The 15138-nt window shown below is 70.4% G+C and carries 14 protein-coding genes; 10 read left to right on the top strand and 4 right to left on the bottom strand.

From position 1 onward, the window contains the following. Positions 1–41: 41 nt before the first annotated feature. On the top strand, positions 42–608 hold the full coding sequence (gene efp, locus BOX17_RS03270) for an elongation factor P (protein ID WP_071942041.1): 567 nt from the start codon (positions 42–44) through the stop codon (positions 606–608). Between the two features lie 192 nt (positions 609–800). Continuing rightward, positions 801–1775 carry an EF-P lysine aminoacylase EpmA gene (gene epmA / locus BOX17_RS03265; protein WP_071942040.1) on the top strand — a complete coding sequence of 325 codons (975 nt, stop codon included), beginning with the start codon at positions 801–803 and terminating at the stop codon, positions 1773–1775. 1 nt (position 1776) lies between these two features. On the opposite strand, the gene asd is transcribed toward epmA, so the two are convergent. The 3 genes from asd to rsgA form a co-directional block, all read right to left on the bottom strand. After that, entirely contained in the window at positions 1777–2658 is an 882-nt protein-coding gene (asd, locus tag BOX17_RS03260; RefSeq protein ID WP_083582050.1) for an archaetidylserine decarboxylase, read from the bottom strand. A gap of 76 nt (positions 2659–2734) precedes the next feature. Next, positions 2735–3565 (bottom strand): sulfurtransferase, encoded by an 831-nt coding sequence (locus BOX17_RS03255; RefSeq protein ID WP_071942038.1) that lies wholly within the window; start codon positions 3563–3565, stop codon positions 2735–2737. A 17-nt stretch (positions 3566–3582) separates the two neighbouring features. Continuing rightward, a complete protein-coding gene (gene rsgA / locus BOX17_RS03250; protein ID WP_071942037.1) occupies positions 3583–4629 on the bottom strand; it encodes a small ribosomal subunit biogenesis GTPase RsgA in 1047 nt (348 codons plus the stop codon). Positions 4630–4715: 86 nt separating this feature from the next. Here rsgA and orn point away from each other — a divergent pair, with 86 nt between their 5' ends. Continuing rightward, on the top strand, positions 4716–5315 hold the full coding sequence (gene orn, locus BOX17_RS03245; protein WP_071942036.1) for an oligoribonuclease: 600 nt from the start codon (positions 4716–4718) through the stop codon (positions 5313–5315). Between the two features lie 264 nt (positions 5316–5579). On the opposite strand, the gene queG is transcribed toward orn, so the two are convergent. Beyond that, positions 5580–6647 carry a tRNA epoxyqueuosine(34) reductase QueG gene (gene queG, locus BOX17_RS03240; RefSeq protein WP_244272206.1) on the bottom strand — a complete coding sequence of 356 codons (1068 nt, stop codon included), beginning with the start codon at positions 6645–6647 and terminating at the stop codon, positions 5580–5582. A 135-nt stretch (positions 6648–6782) separates the two neighbouring features. On the opposite strand from queG, the gene BOX17_RS03235 reads away from it, so the two are divergent. The 7 genes from BOX17_RS03235 to hflX all read left to right on the top strand — a co-directional run bounded on the left by BOX17_RS03235 (position 6783) and on the right by hflX (position 15103). Then, positions 6783–8318: a bifunctional ADP-dependent NAD(P)H-hydrate dehydratase/NAD(P)H-hydrate epimerase gene (locus BOX17_RS03235; protein WP_071942034.1), complete on the top strand. Its 1536-nt coding sequence runs from the start codon at positions 6783–6785 to the stop codon at positions 8316–8318. Next, positions 8299–8802: a tRNA (adenosine(37)-N6)-threonylcarbamoyltransferase complex ATPase subunit type 1 TsaE gene (gene tsaE, locus BOX17_RS03230; protein WP_071942033.1), complete on the top strand. Its 504-nt coding sequence runs from the start codon at positions 8299–8301 to the stop codon at positions 8800–8802. Before BOX17_RS03235 ends, tsaE begins: the two co-directional genes overlap by 20 nt. 26 nt (positions 8803–8828) lie before the next feature. After that, complete coding sequence (locus tag BOX17_RS03225; RefSeq protein WP_071942032.1) at positions 8829–10259, top strand: N-acetylmuramoyl-L-alanine amidase; 1431 nt, start codon at positions 8829–8831, stop codon at positions 10257–10259. Between the two features lie 41 nt (positions 10260–10300). Next, positions 10301–12277: a DNA mismatch repair endonuclease MutL gene (gene mutL, locus BOX17_RS03220; protein WP_071942031.1), complete on the top strand. Its 1977-nt coding sequence runs from the start codon at positions 10301–10303 to the stop codon at positions 12275–12277. 186 nt (positions 12278–12463) lie between these two features. Then, positions 12464–13402 (top strand): tRNA (adenosine(37)-N6)-dimethylallyltransferase MiaA, encoded by a 939-nt coding sequence (gene miaA, locus BOX17_RS03215; protein ID WP_071942030.1) that lies wholly within the window; start codon positions 12464–12466, stop codon positions 13400–13402. A gap of 124 nt (positions 13403–13526) precedes the next feature. Next, positions 13527–13778 (top strand): RNA chaperone Hfq, encoded by a 252-nt coding sequence (gene hfq, locus BOX17_RS03210; RefSeq protein ID WP_071942029.1) that lies wholly within the window; start codon positions 13527–13529, stop codon positions 13776–13778. Between the two features lie 8 nt (positions 13779–13786). After that, positions 13787–15103 carry a ribosome rescue GTPase HflX gene (gene hflX, locus BOX17_RS03205; RefSeq protein ID WP_071942028.1) on the top strand — a complete coding sequence of 439 codons (1317 nt, stop codon included), beginning with the start codon at positions 13787–13789 and terminating at the stop codon, positions 15101–15103. The last annotated feature ends 35 nt before the right edge of the window (positions 15104–15138 follow it).

Raw genomic sequence — 15138 nt, 5'->3', positions numbered from 1 at the left:
CGGCCAGTGCCGGGGGCGCGCTCGAATATGGGTAAGCGATCATGGCGAACTATTCTACCAACGAATTCAAGGGCGGTCTGAAGGTGATGCTGGACGGTGATCCGTGCAGCATTGTCGAGAACGAACTCGTCAAGCCGGGCAAGGGGCAGGCCTTCAACCGCGTCAAGCTGCGCAACCTGATGACCGGCCGGGTCCTGGAGCACACCTTCAAGTCCGGTGACTCCCTGGAAGCCGCCGACGTGCTCGAGCTCGAGATGGAGTACCTCTATACCGACGGCGACATGTGGTACTTCATGAAGACCGACGGCTCCTTCGAGCAGTACGCCGTGGAGAAGAAGGCACTGGGCGACACCGGGAAGTGGCTCAAGGAGCAGGTGCCCTACACCGTGACCCTGTGGAACGACAACGTCATCAACGTCACCCCGCCGAACTTCATCGAGCTCGAGGTGACCGAGACCGACCCGGGCCTCAAGGGTGATACCGCCCAGGGCGGCTCCAAGCCGGCGACCCTCTCTTCCGGCGCCGTGGTCCGTGTGCCGCTGTTCATCAATGAGGGCGAGGTGCTGAAGGTGGATACGCGCAGCGGCGAGTACGTCTCACGCGCCTGAAGCCAGGCCTTTCCGGCTTGCGGCGCCGGCAGTAGACCATGGCGGAGGTCCGATGCCAGGGAGGGCATCGGTAGCGCCCAGGGAGGGGTTCACAGCGCCTCCGCCATGGGCTGCCGCCGGATAAGCGGCGAGTCCGCCCGACGAGGCCACGTTGATACGGCGTGGCCTTCGTCGTTTCTGGAGGAACCCTGGATGACCATCGACTGGCGCCCCACCGCCGAGATCGCGACCCTGCGCGCGCGGGCGCGGCTGATCGCCGAGGTGCGGGCCTTCTTCGCCGAGCGCGACGTGCTGGAGGTGGAGACCCCGGTGCTCGGCCACGGCGGCAGCACCGAGGTGCACCTGGCCTCCCTCTCGGCCGAGGCGACCACGCCGGCCGGCCGTGAACGGCTGTGGCTGCAGACCTCCCCGGAGTTCGCCATGAAGCGCCTGCTGGCCGCCGGCAGCGGGCCGATCTTCCAGCTGGCCAGAAGCTTCCGCGACGGCGAGGTGGGGCGACGCCACAACCTCGAGTTCACCATGCTGGAGTGGTACCGCCCCGGCCTCGGCCTCGACGAGCTGATCGACGAGACCGCCGCGCTGGTGGGGCGGGTGCTCGGCCGGGAGCCCGGGCCGCTGCGGCGGCGCCGCTACCGCGATCTCTTCCGAGAGGTGCTGGGTATCGATCCCTTCACGATCCCCCTCGAGCCATTGCGCCGCCTGGCCGGCGAGACCGGCGGGCTGGAGATGGGCGACAGCGACCGCGACGGCTGCCTGGACCTGCTGATGAGTTTTGCCATCGAGCCCGGCCTGGGGCGCGACGGGCTCGACGTGGTAGTCGACTATCCGGCCAGCCAGGCCGCCCTGGCGCGCCACCATCGCGACCCGGAGGACGGCGAGTGGGTGGCCTCGCGCTTCGAGCTCTATAGGGAGGGGCTCGAACTCGCCAACGGCTACGACGAGCTCACCGATGCCGCGGAGCAGGCGGCCCGCTTCGCGCAGGACAACGCCGCCCGGCGCGCCCTGGGGCTTGCCGCGGTGGCGGTGGATGAACGCCTGCTGGCGGCGCTGGAGGCTGGCCTGCCGGCCGGCAGCGGGGTGGCGCTGGGGCTCGACCGGCTGATCCAGCTGGCGTTGGGCAAGGAGCGCGTGGCGGAGGTGATGGCCTTCGCCACCCCTCGCGCCTGACTCAGTCGACGCGGTGGGTGTCGCGCGACGGGCCCGGCGCCTCGTCGGTCGAACGCCGACCGAGCGCCTGCCCCATCCGCACCTTGGCGCCCGGGGCCTGGTCGGTGAAGGCGACCGGCTCGGCGAAGGCCATGACCACCGTGGAGCCGAGCTTGAAGCGCCCCATCTCCTCGCCCTTCTCCAGGCGCACCGGGGAGTCGAAGCGGATCCGCTGCACGTCGCCCCGGGGCAGGGGCGTGACCTGACCGGCCCAGACCGTCTCGATGGCGGCGACGATCATTGCCCCCACCAGCACCATCACCATGGGACCCTGTTCGGTGTCGAAATGGCACACCAGCCGCTCGTTGCGGGCGAAGAGGTTGGGCACGTGGTGGGTGGTGGCGGCGTTCACCGAGAAGAGGCGACCCGGCACGTAGACCATCTCTGTCAGGGTGCCGGCCACGGGCATGTGCACCCGATGGTAGTCGCTGGGCGACAGGTAGACGGTGGCGAAGCTGCCCCCCAGGTAGCGGCGCGCCGCCTCGCCGTCGCCGCCGAGCAGCTCCATGGTGGAGAAGTAATGGCCCTTGGCCTGGAGAAGCTGGCCGGCCTCGATGGGCCCGAACTGCGAGAGGGTGCCGTCGGCGGGCGAGACCACGCCGTCGCCGATGGGCCGGGCGTCGTCCTCCAGGGCCCGGGTGAAGAAGTCGTTGAAGCTCGCGTAGGCCGTCGGGTCGGGCTCGGCGGCCTCGTCCATGTCGACGCGGAACTGACGGATGAAGGCCTGCACGAGGGCATTCTTCAGCCATGGCACCCGGCAGTCGGCGAGCCATCCCACCAGCCGCGAGAGCAGGTGATGGGGCAGGGGATACTGGATGAGGGCAAAGAGTCGCGCGAGTGACAAGGGCAGTCGTCCGTCAGTGGGTCATGAAGGGCGGCCGGCCGCGCGTGATGCCGCGACCGGCCGGGGTGATGTTCCGCTAGGGCTCGATGGGCGTGTCGTCGCGGTTGCCCCACTCCTTCCAGGAGCCGGCGTAGCCGCGGATCCTGTCGAAGCCCAGTGCCTTGCCCACCAGCCAGGTGAAGCCGCTGCGATGGTGGCTCTGGCAGTGGGTGACCACTTCCATGTCCGGGGTCAGCCCCAGGGCCTCGAGTTCGGTGATGAGTTCGGCGTAGTCGCGGATACGCAGCCCGTGCTCGCGGTCCATGGCCTCGGTCCACTCCATGTTGACCGCCCCGGGCATGTGGCCCAGTCGCCGGTTGCTGCCCTTCTCGCCGTCGTACTCGGCGCGGGAGCGGGCATCCCAGACCGCGAATCCCTTCTCCCCCAGGCGCTCCTGGAGCTCGAGACGATCGATGGCCACCTCGGGATGCAGGATCTCGGCCTCGTAGTCGCTGGGGCGAGGCGGGTGGGTCTCGGTGGAGACCGGCTGGCCGGCCTCGCGCCAGGCGTGGATGCCGCCGTTGAGGTAGGAGTAGCGGGTATGCCCGATCAGCTCCAGGGTCCACAGCAGGCGTCCGGCCCAGCCGCCGCCCTCGTCGTCGTAGGCCACCACGTGGGTGTCGCGGGTCAGGCCGAGGGACGAGAACAGCCGGGAGAGCGCCTCGACCGAGGGCACCTCGTTGGGCACCTCGCCCTCGCCGTTCATCAGCAGGCGATGGTCCAGGAAGATGGCGCCCGGCACATGCCCCTCGCCATGGCTCTCGGCCCGCAGGGGCACGTCGATGACCAGCAGCGACGGCTCGTCCAGCCGGGCGGCCAGCTGGTCGGGTTCGATGATCAGCGGGAGCAGGTTGTCTTCGGAACTCATGGCACTCTCTCCTTGCTTCAGGCGTCCTCGAGGCTATCAAGGATGCGTCGGTAGCTGGCAAAGCGCTCGGGATGGATATCGCCGCGCTCCACGGCCGCCCGCAGGGCACAGCCCGGCTCTTGGCGGTGGCGGCAGTCCCGGAAGCGGCATCGGCCCAGGAACTCGCGGAACTCGATGAAGCCGTCGGTGACCTCCTGCTCGTCCAGGTGGGTCAGGCCGAACTCGCGAATCCCCGGCGAGTCGATCAGCTCGCCGCCAGCGACTCCGGGGTGACCCCCGTCGTCCGGATCCGGCAGCGCGTAGAGGCGAGCGGTGGTGGTGGTATGGGTCCCCTTGCGCGAATCCTTGGACAGCGCGCCGATGCGGAGTTCCTCGTCCGGCAGCAGCCGGTCGATCAGCGAGGACTTGCCCACGCCGCTCTGGCCGACGAACACCGAGGTGCGCCCCGCCAGCCGGGCATGCAGGGCCGAGAGGCCGCCGTCCCGTTCGGTGGTGGTGGTGACCACCGGGTAGCCCAGGGCCTCGTAGCGCGCCAGCAGCGCCCTCAACTCGCCGCCGTGTTCCGGCAACAGGTCGATCTTGTTGAGCACCAGTACCGGCGCGATGCCGGTGGCCTCGGCGGCCACCAGGTAACGGTCGATCAGGTTGGCGTGGGGGGCGGGCTCCACGGCGAAGACGATCAGGATCTGGTCGATGTTGGCGGCCACCGGCTTCAGCTGGCCGCGGGCGTCGGGACGCTCCAGGACGCTGTCGCGCTCGCCCCGGGCCACCACCACGCCGTCGCGGGCGTCGTGGGCGGCCCGCCAGATCACCCGGTCGCCGGTCACCAGCCCCTCGAGGTTGGCGCGCAGATGGCAGCGCACGGCGTCGCCGCTGCCCTCGGGGCGCACGTCCAGGGTGCGGCCGAAGTGGGCGATCACGCGGCCGTTCTGTTCCGGCCCATACTCCCCGGCGGCCAGCTTCTCGCTGTCCCGGGAATCGCGCCGGTCGGCGCGCCGGGCGCGTTCGGCCTGGACCTTCTCGACGCGCCAGCGCTGCTGGCGGCTCAACTTGCGTTTGCTCATGGGGGCCCGAAGCTCGCTACAATGGAGCGCATTGTACTCACCCAAGGCGTCCGCTGTCGCCAGCCGACGTCCCGCAAGGAACTTCCATGACCGAGCATGCCAAGCCAGCCCCCCAGGACCCGCGCCGCCACCGCCTGATCTGGATCGACCTGGAGATGACCGGACTCGACCCGGACCGGGAGCGCATCATCGAGATCGCCACCCTGGTCACCGACGAGGACCTCAACACCGTCGCGGAGGGGCCGGTGATCGCGGTGCACCAGCCCGACGCGCTGCTCACGGCCATGGACGAGTGGAACACCCGGACCCACGGGGCCTCCGGCCTGGTGCAGCGGGTCAGGGAGAGCCGGGTCGGGACCGCCGAGGCCGAGCGACAGACCCTCGAGTTCCTGAAGGCCCACGTCGAGGCCGGCGCCTCGCCGATGTGCGGCAACAGCATCCATCAGGATCGCCGCTTCCTGGAGCGGGAGATGCCCGAGCTGCTGGCCTTCTTCCACTACCGCAACCTGGACGTCTCCACCCTGAAGGAGCTGGCCAAGCGCTGGAACCCGGGCGCCCTGGCGGGCTTCCAGAAGCGCAACGTCCACCTCGCGATGGACGACATCCGCGAGTCCATCGCCGAGCTCGCCCACTACCGCACCACCTTCCTCAAGGCGGCCGACGAGCGCAGCGACGAGGAGGAGTAGCCCCCAGGACCGGCGCCGGGCGCTGAGAGGCAGCGTCCGCGCAGGCAGGCTGCGGTAAGGGATGCGCGGCGCCGGGGATAGCGGGTAGAGGAGGTCATTTGCCATGGGTGAGGCGGATCCCGCCGAACGGGCTGGCCATGGATGGCCAGCACCGGTCCTGCAAGCGGAGCAGGATGCGAGAGTGAAGCAGGGCAAATGTAGCGCCCATGGAGGGGTTCACAGCGCCTCCTCGGAGCGCTCTCGCCGGTAAGCCGTGCACCTTGCTCAGGCGCTGGCGATCCGTTGGCGGCGCTTTTCCCGCTGGCGGTCCAGCGCCCAGCGGACGTGCTCGCGGACCAGGTCGGAGGGATAGGGCAGGCGCGCCATCAGCGCGGCCTCCACGGCCCGGCTCCAGGGAGCGTTGCCGAGGCCCACGGCCAGGTTGCGCAGCCAGCGCTCGTAGCCGATGCGGCGGATCGGGTTGCCGGCGGTCTTCTCCAGGAACTCCTCCTCGCTCCAGGCGAACAGCGAGACGAGGCTCGCCCGGTCCAGGTCGTGGCGGGGGGCGAAGTCCCCCTCCCGGCTGACCCGGGTGAAGCGGGTGTAGGGGCAGACCAGCTGGCAGTCGTCGCAGCCGAACACCCGGTTGCCCATGGCCTCGCGGTAGCGCTCCGGGATGGCCCCGAATAGCTCGATGGTCAGGTAGGAGATGCAGGCCCGGGCATCCACCACCCGATCCTCGACGATGGCCTGGGTGGGGCAGGCGGTGCGACAGGCGCTGCAGCTCCCGCAGTGGTCGGTCTCGAAGGGCTCATCCACCGGCAGCGGCAGGTCGGTGTAGAGCTCGCCGAGGAAGAACAGCGAGCCGGCCCGCGGGTTGAGCAGCATGGCATTCTTGCCGAACCAGCCGAGGCCCGCCTTGCGCGCCAGGGCACGCTCCATCACCGGGGCGGAATCCACGAAGGCGCGATAGCCGAAGGCGCCGACCTCGGCCTCGATCCATTTAGCCAGCGTCGCCAGCCGCTTGCGCATCAGCTTGTGGTAGTCCCGCCCGGTGGCGTAGCGGGAGACATAGGCCAGCGAGGGGCGACCGAGCACCTTGGTCGTCTCCACCTCGGCGGGCAGGTAGTCCAGGCGCACGCTGATCACCCGCCGGGTGCCGGGCACCAGCTCCTCCGGCCGGGTGCGCTTGGTGCCGTGCTTGGCCATGAACCCCATCTCGCCGTGGTGGCCCGCCGCCAGCCAGGCCTCGAGGTGCGCCTCGTCCTCGGCCAGGTCGACATCGGTGATGCCCAGCTGCTGGAAGCCGAGCTCTCGCCCCCAGGTCTTGATCGTCTCGGCGAGGGCGGCCATGTCGGGTTCGTCACCCGGGGGGGGCACTGGGGTCATGATCGAGAAAACACCATGCAGATGGCCCCCGCGACTTGGCGTGGGGCGCAGAGAATTTACACTCGGTATGGTAAAGCATCCCGAACGAGGAGACACCGGATGACCCGGCCCGCCGAACCCCCCGCGCTTTCGCTGCGACCGCTCTACCGCGCCGAGCAGGTGCGCGAGCTCGACCGGCGCACCATTGCCGCCGGCTGCGAGGGCTTCGCCCTGATGCAGCGCGCGGCCGCGGCGGCCTGGCAGGACCTCAAGGCGCGCTGGCCGCACGTCCAGTCGCTGACCGTGCTGTGCGGCGGCGGCAACAACGGCGGCGACGGCCACGTGCTGGCGGCGCTGGCCGCCGCCGAGGGGGTCGCCGTGCAGCGTATTCTGCTCAAGCCGGTGGAGGAGTTGACCGGCGACGCCCGACGCGCCGCCGACATGGCCACGGCGGCCGGGGTGTCGGCCATGCCCTGGCGGCAGGATGTCTCCCTCGAGGGCGAGCTGGTCGTCGATGCCCTGCTGGGCACCGGGCTCGGCGGCGAGGTGCGCGGCCCCATCCGTGAGGCGATCGAGGCCGTGAACGCCAGCGGCCTGCCGGTGCTGGCCATCGACATTCCCTCGGGGCTGCAGGCCGACACCGGGGCGATGCTCGGGGTGGCGATCCGGGCGACGCTCACCGTGACCTTCATCGGCGACAAGCTGGGGCTCTACACCGGCGCGGCCCCGGCCCATGTCGGCGAGCTGGCGTTCCGGGCCCTCGAGGTGGACGCCGAGGCCGAGGGCGACCTCGTGCCCGCCGCCCGCCTGCTGGAGGCCGGGCTGATCGCGGCCTGGCTGCCTCCCCGGCCCCGCGATGCCCACAAGGGCGATGCCGGCCACTCGCTGGTGCTCGGCGGGGCCCCCGGCTTCGGCGGGGCGGCACTGCTCGCCGCCGAGGCCTGCGCGCGGCTCGGCGCCGGCAAGGTGAGCCTCGCCACCGCGCCCGAGCACGTCACCGCGAGCCTGGTGCGACGCCCCGAGGTGATGGTCCACGGCGTGCGCGGCGCCGGGGACCTCGGCAGCCTGCCCGAGCACGCCGACGTCCTGGTGGTCGGTCCCGGCCTGGGGCAGGGCAGCTGGGGGCAGGGCATGCTGCAGGCGGCCCTGGACGCCTCAAAGCCCCTGGTCGTGGATGCCGACGGCCTCAACCTGCTGGCCTCTCGGTTCGCTGGCCGGCATCGGGACGACTGGATCCTCACCCCGCACCCCGGCGAGGCGGCCCGGCTGCTCGGCCTCTCCGTCGGCGAGGTGGAGGCCGATCGGCCCGCCGCGGCGCTCGCGCTGCAGCGCCGCTACGGCGGGGTGGTAGTGCTCAAGGGGGCCGGCTCCCTGGTCGCCGGGCCGGAGGGGCTCGCCGTCTGTCCCCATGGCAATCCGGGCATGGCCAGCGGGGGCATGGGGGATGCGCTCTCCGGCATCCTCGGGGCCCTGCTGGCCCAGGGGCTTCCTATCGAGCCGGCGGCGTGGCTGGGGGTGCTGGTGCACGCCATGGCCGCCGACATGGCCGCGGGGCAGGGGGGAGAGCGTGGCCTGCTGGCCGGCGATCTGGCATCCTGTGCACGAATTCTGGTCAATCCGACGACGGGCGAGGGCGATGCAGCTGCGACTCGATGACGAAGACCGCCAGGTCGCCTTCGGCGAATGCCTGGGGCGGGCCCTCGAGGGCCATGGTCGCGTGCACCTGACCGGCGAGCTGGGCGCCGGCAAGACGACCCTGACGCGCGGCATCCTGCGCGCCTGCGGGCATCGCGGCGCGGTCAAGAGCCCCACCTACACCCTGGTGGAGCCCTATGAGCTGGAGGGCGTCCTGGTGCATCACTTCGACCTCTACCGTCTGGGCGATCCCGAGGAGCTGGAGTTCATCGGCGGCCGCGACCTGCTCGCCGAGGAGGCGCTCTGCGTGATCGAGTGGCCGGAACGGGGCGAGGGCTGGCTGCCCCCGCCGGATCTGGAGGTGGTACTGCGCCTGGCCGACCGCGGGCGTGATGCCACCCTCCAGGCGCACAGCGCCCACGGTCGCGCGGCGCTCGAGCGGCTGGCGGCGATGCCCGAACTGGCGGGCTGCCTCGTGGACACGGAAGGTGAAACGGCGCAATGAGACGGATGATATCGGCAAGGCGGCTGATGGCGGGACTGGGGGTGCTGGGCCTGTGCCTGGTCGGCGGCCTGGCCCAGGCCGCCAGCGTCGACAACCTCCGCCTCTGGGCGGCGCCCGATCATGCGCGCCTGGTCTTCGACCTCTCCTCCCCGGCCCGGGCCAATGTCTTCAGCCTGGAGAATCCGCGCCGCCTGGTGATCGACCTCGAGGACAGCCGCCTCAATACCCGCGTGGATGCGCTCGACCTGGAGGGGAGCGCCATCAGCACCCTGCGCACCGGCGTGCGAGACGGCAACGGTCTGAGGGTGGTGCTGGAACTCTCTCGGGAGATCGAGCCCCGGCACTTCAGCCTGGCGCCCAACGAGCAGTACGGCCACCGCCTGGTGGTCGACCTGGAGTATCCCGGCGAGAGTGCCGTGGAGGATCCCATCGACCCCATCGAGTCGATGATCCGCGAGCAGGAGATCGCCGCCGAGCGCGCGCGCAGCGAGGCGGTGGCCGAAGGCAGGAACCCGGCCGAGGTCGCGGCCCCCGACGTGCTCGAGCCCGCCAAGCCGCATCCCCGGCGTGACATCATCATCGCCGTCGATGCCGGCCACGGCGGCGAGGACCCCGGCGCGATCGGCCCCTCGGGCACCCGCGAGAAGGATATCGTGCTGGAGATGGCCAAGCGCCTGGCCCGGGTGGTCAATGCCACCGAGGGGTTCCGCGCGGTGATGATCCGCGACGGCGACTACTACGTCGGGCTGCGCCAGCGCACCCGCATCGCCCGCGAGCAGAAGGCCGACTTCTTTGTCTCTATCCATGCCGACGCCTTCAACAGCCCGCGGCCCAACGGCAGCTCTGTCTATGCGCTGTCGCAGCGAGGGGCCACCTCGGAGACCGCCCAGTGGCTGGCGGCCAGCGAGAACCAGGCCGACCTGATCGGCGGCGTCGACGGCAGTCTCTCGCTGGACGACAAGGACGAGGTGCTGCGCGGGGTGCTGCTCGACCTGACCATGACCGCGACCCTCAACGACTCCCTGACCATCGGCGGCCAGGTGCTGGATCAGCTGGGGCGGGTCAACCGGCTGCACAAGTCCCGGGTGGAGCAGGCCGGCTTCATGGTGCTCAAGTCGCCGGACATCCCCTCGCTGCTGGTCGAGACCGGCTTCATCTCCAATCCCGGCGAGGAGAGTCGACTGCGCGACGGGAGCTATCAGCAGAAGATGGTCGACGCCATCTTCGGCGGCATCCGCGGCCATTTCCAGCGCAACCCGCCGCCGGCCAGCCTGCTGGCCTGGCAGCGTGACCGCAGCCGCCGCACCGCGGGCAACGAGTACCGTATCCAGCCCGGCGACACCCTCTCGGAGATCGCCGCCCGTCACGACGTGCCGGTGGCCCAGATCAAGCAGGCCAACGAGCTCAACGGCGACGTGATCCGTGTCGGTCAGGTCCTGCGCATCCCCCGGTCGTGAGGCCGGAACCCCGTATCGCCTTACGCACTCCTCGGAGCGACATGTCAGAGAATCGACACATCCGGATCCTGGATCCCCGCCTGGCCAACCAGATCGCCGCCGGCGAGGTGGTCGAACGCCCCGCCTCGGTGGTCAAGGAACTGGTCGAGAACGCCATCGATGCCGGCAGCACTCGCGTCGAGGTCGAGCTCGAGAACGGCGGCGCCCGCCTGATCCGCGTGCGCGACGACGGCGGCGGCATCGACGAGGAGGACCTGCCGCTGGCGCTGTCGCGGCATGCCACCAGCAAGATCATCTCCCTGGAGGAGCTCGAGGGGGTGGCGAGCCTGGGCTTTCGCGGCGAGGCGCTGGCCTCCATCAGCTCGGTCTCGCGCCTGGAACTGGTCTCCAACGTCGGAGAGGACCCCCGCAGCGGCTGGCGGGTCGTCGCCGAGGGCCGCCGGATGGAGCCCCGCGTCACCCCGGCGCCACACCCCCGCGGGACCTCGGTGACGGTCCGCGACCTCTTCTTCAATACCCCGGCCAGGCGCAAGTTCCTGCGCACCGAGAAGACCGAGTTCGGCCACGTCGAGGAGGCCTTCCGGCGCCAGGCGCTCTCCCGGTTCGACATCGGCTGGGTGCTGCGCCACAACCACAAGACCCTCCACCAGCTGCCGCCGGGCGTCGATCCGGTCACCCGGGAGCGCCGGCTCGGGGCCCTGCTCGGCAAGGGCTTCCTGGAGAATGCCCTTCACCTGGACCTCGAGGTTGGCGGCCTGCGGCTGTGGGGCTGGGTCGGCCTGCCCACCCACTCCCGCGCCCAGGCCGACCAGCAGTACTTCTTCGTCAACGGCCGCGTGGTGCGCGACCGCCTGGTGGCCCATGCCATCCGCCAGGCCTACCGTGACGTGCTCTTCCACGGCCGCCACCCGGTGTTCGTGCTCTACCTGGAGGTCGACCCCCGGGTGGTGGACGTCAACGTGCACCCGACCAAGCACGAGGTCCGCTTCCGCGACGGCCGCATGGTCCATGACTTCCTGTTCTCAAGCCTGCACCGGGCCCTGGCCGAGGCCAGGCCCGGCGAGCGAGACGAGGCCCGGGAAGCCGAGGAAGCAGGGCAGGGGGAAACGGCGGACGACACCGGCGTGCGCGAGGCCGCGCCGGCCTGGCAGCAGCAACCCATGGCCCTGCCCGGTCGCGAGCAGGCGGGGGGATGGTCTGGTGACGGGGACCGCGACCGGGTCACGCCCGACCGCGTCCGGGCCTTCATGGAGGGCTACCGGGCGCTGCATCCCGAACACGAGGAGAGCCTGCTGACGCCGCAGCCCGCCGCCCCGGCCCCCGGCGGCAGCGCGGCCGGCGTGGCCCTCGAGGAGCGCCGGGCCAGCACGGCGGCCCGGGAGTCGCGTCCGGCGATGCCCGCGGAGGACGCGACCCGGGCGCCGCCGCTCGGCTATGCCGTGGCCCAGCTGCACGGCGTCTACATCCTCTCCCAGACCGAGCGTGGCCTGGTGGTGGTGGACATGCACGCCGCCCACGAGCGCATCGTCTACGAGCGTATGAAGACCCAGGTCCATGGCGGGGCCGAGGCGGAGGGCGGCCTGCAGGCCCAGCCGCTGCTGGTGCCGGTCTCGCTGGCGGCGAGCCCGGCCGAGGTGGCCACCGCCGAGGCCGAGCGGGACGCCTTCTCCCGCCTCGGGGTCGAGCTCGACGCGGCCGGCCCCGAGACTCTGCTGGTGCGCCAGGTGCCCGCGCTGCTGGCCGATGCCGACGTGGAGCCGCTGATCCGCGACATGCTCGCCGACCTCGAGCGCTATGGGCGCTCCGACCGGGTCGAGGCGCGCATCAACGAGCTGCTGGCCACCATGGCCTGCCACGGCAGCGTGCGGGCCAATCGCCAGCTGGGGCTTGAGGAGATGAATGCCCTGCTCCGTGACATGGAGCGCACCGAGCGCAGCGGGCAGTGCAACCATGGCCGTCCCACCTGGACCGAGATGAGCATGAAGGAACTCGACCGCCTCTTCCTGAGGGGGCAGTAGAATCCGCAACACGTCCACCTGCGAGGCGAGAAGCGCCGGGGCAGGCCGAAGAGGAGGTCCTACGCCAGGGATGGCGTCGGTAGTGCCCATGGATGGGTTCACAGCGCCTCCGCGATGGCCCGACACTTCGGGGCATGCCGTCGTGCAAGCTTCTCAACGCCAAGCCTGAGAGAGTCCTACAACTTCATGCCCGATTCGCGTCCCCCCGCCATCCTGCTGATGGGCCCCACCGCCGCCGGCAAGACCGACCTGGCCATCGCGCTGCACGAGCGGCTCGGCTGCGAGCTGATCAGCGTCGACTCGGCGATGGTCTACCGCGGCCTGGACATCGGCAGCGCCAAGCCCTCGCCCGAGGAGCTTTCACGTGCGCCGCATCGGCTGATTGACATCCGCGACCCGGCCGAGCCCTATTCGGCGGCCGACTTCCGCGAGGACGCGCTGCGCGAGATGCGCGCCATCGGGGCGGCCGGCCGGGTTCCGCTGCTGGTCGGCGGCACCATGATGTACTTCAAGCGCCTGCTCGAGGGGGTGGCCAACCTGCCGGCCGCGGATCCGACCGTGCGCGCCGAGCTCGAACGGCAGGTGGCCGATCATGGCCTGGCGTCGCTACATGACGAGCTGGCCCGGGTCGATCCTGCATCGGCACGGCGCATCCACCCCAACGATCCCCAGCGCCTGATGCGGGCGCTGGAGGTCCAGCGGCTCGCCGGGCGTTCCCTCAGCGAGCTGTGGAGCGAGCAGCACCAGGAAACCTTTCCCTGGCGGACGTTGTCGATAGGCCTCGCGCCCTTCGATCGAGGCGTGCTCCATGCACGGATCGCGCAGCGCTTCAGGGCCATGCTCGACGCCGGGCTGATCGAGGAGGTGGCCGCCCTGAAGGCGCGGGGTGACCTGTCGGCGTCGCTGCCGTCCATGAAGAGCGTGGGCTACCGCCAGGTGTGGGCTCATCTCGACGGCGAGATCGACCACGACGAGCTCGAGCGGCGCGGCATCATCGCGACCCGCCAGCTGGCCAAGCGTCAGCTGACCTGGATGCGCAGCTGGCCGGCGCTGCGCTGGGTCGACAGCCTGGGTCCCGACCCGCTGGGCGAGGTGTTGAAACTCGTGCGCGAATTCGGCACTTAGCGTAAGATGGCGCTTTCGGAGGCCGGTTAAACAGGCCCCTCAGGGTATCCAGCGTTGCCCCCCTGGCGGGAGCGACCGCGTTCGACATAACATCAACCCCCAGAGACACTTCAGGGAGAGCAACATGTCCAAAGGGCAGTCCCTTCAAGACCCGTACCTGAACATTCTGCGCAAGGAGCGCATTCCGGTATCGATTTTCCTGGTCAACGGCATCAAGCTGCAGGGCCAGATCGAATCCTTCGATCAGTTCGTCATCCTGCTGCGCAACACGGTCAGCCAGATGGTCTACAAGCACGCCATTTCCACCGTGGTGCCGTCGCGCAACGTGCGCCTGCCGGCCCCGGACGCCGGCGTGCCGTCGGACACTGATGCGTGAGGTACTGATTGTTTTTTGAACGTCCCGACGCCGGCGAGACGGCGATCCTCGTCCATGTGGACTTCCAGGACGAGCAGGAGCGCGAGGACGCGGGCGAGTTCCTCGAGCTGGTGCGGTCGGCCGGCGCGGTGCCGGCCACCCTGATCACCGGCAGCCGCAAGCGGCCAGACTCGCGCACCTTCGTGGGCTCGGGCAAGCTCGAGGAGCTGCGTGAGGCGAAGGCCGTCCATCAGGCCGAGTTGGTGATCTTCAACCATTCGCTGAGCCCCTCCCAGGAACGCAACCTCGAGCGCGAGCTCAAGTGTCGGGTGATCGACCGCACCGGCCTGATCCTCGACATCTTCGCCCAGCGCGCCCGGACCCACGAGGGCAAGCTCCAGGTGGAGCTGGCGCAGCTCGAGTACATGTCGACCCGGCTCGTGCGCGGCTGGACCCACCTGGAACGCCAGAAGGGCGGCATCGGCCTGCGTGGGCCCGGCGAGACCCAGCTCGAGACCGACCGCCGCCTGCTGCGCGGCCGCATCAAGGCGATCCACAAGCGGCTCGACAAGGTGCGCAGCCAGCGCAGCCAGAACCGTCGGGCCCGCTCCCGGGCGGAGATCCCCAGCGTCTCGCTGGTGGGCTACACCAACGCCGGCAAGTCCACGCTCTTCAACGCCCTGACCTCTGCCGAGGTCTATGCGGCCGACCAGCTCTTCGCTACCCTCGACCCGACGCTGCGACGTCTGGAGATCGAGGACGTCGGACCGGTGGTGCTCGCCGACACGGTGGGATTCATCCGTCACCTGCCCCACAAGCTGGTCGAGGCCTTCCGCGCGACCCTGCAGGAGGCCGCCGAGGCGAGCCTGCTGGTCCATGTCATCGACGCCGCCGACCCCGATCGCGACCTCAACGTGGAGCAGGTCGAGGCGGTTCTCGAGGAGATCGGTGCCGGTGATCTGCCGACGCTCAAGGTGATGAACAAGATCGACCTGCTCGACAGCGCCCCGCGCATCGAGCGCGACGGCGAGGGCCGACCCGAGGTGGTCTGGCTCTCGGCCCGCGACGGCAAGGGGCTCGCGCTGCTGGAGCAGGCGCTCTCCGAGTGCCTGGCCGATGACATCATCGACTTCGAGCTGAGCCTGGCGCCAGAGCAGGGCAAGCTGCGCGCCGGGCTGCACGACCTGGGCGCGGTGCGTGACGAGCGCTTCGACGACCAGGGGCATACCCTGCTGGAGGTGCGCCTGCCGCGGCGCGACTTCCTGCAGCTGATGGCGCGGCTCGGCGAGCGGGCCGACGACTACCTGCCGGCGCCCCTGCAGGAGAAGCCGGTCTGGGAAGCGTAAGGCGAGGATCTGCCCCCCGGGGCATGACACCACGA

The sequence above is a fragment of the Halomonas aestuarii genome (genome assembly GCF_001886615.1).
GTDB classification, from domain to species: Bacteria; Pseudomonadota; Gammaproteobacteria; order Pseudomonadales; family Halomonadaceae; genus Halomonas; species Halomonas aestuarii.
This window is presented reverse-complemented; position numbering and strand designations above follow the sequence as displayed.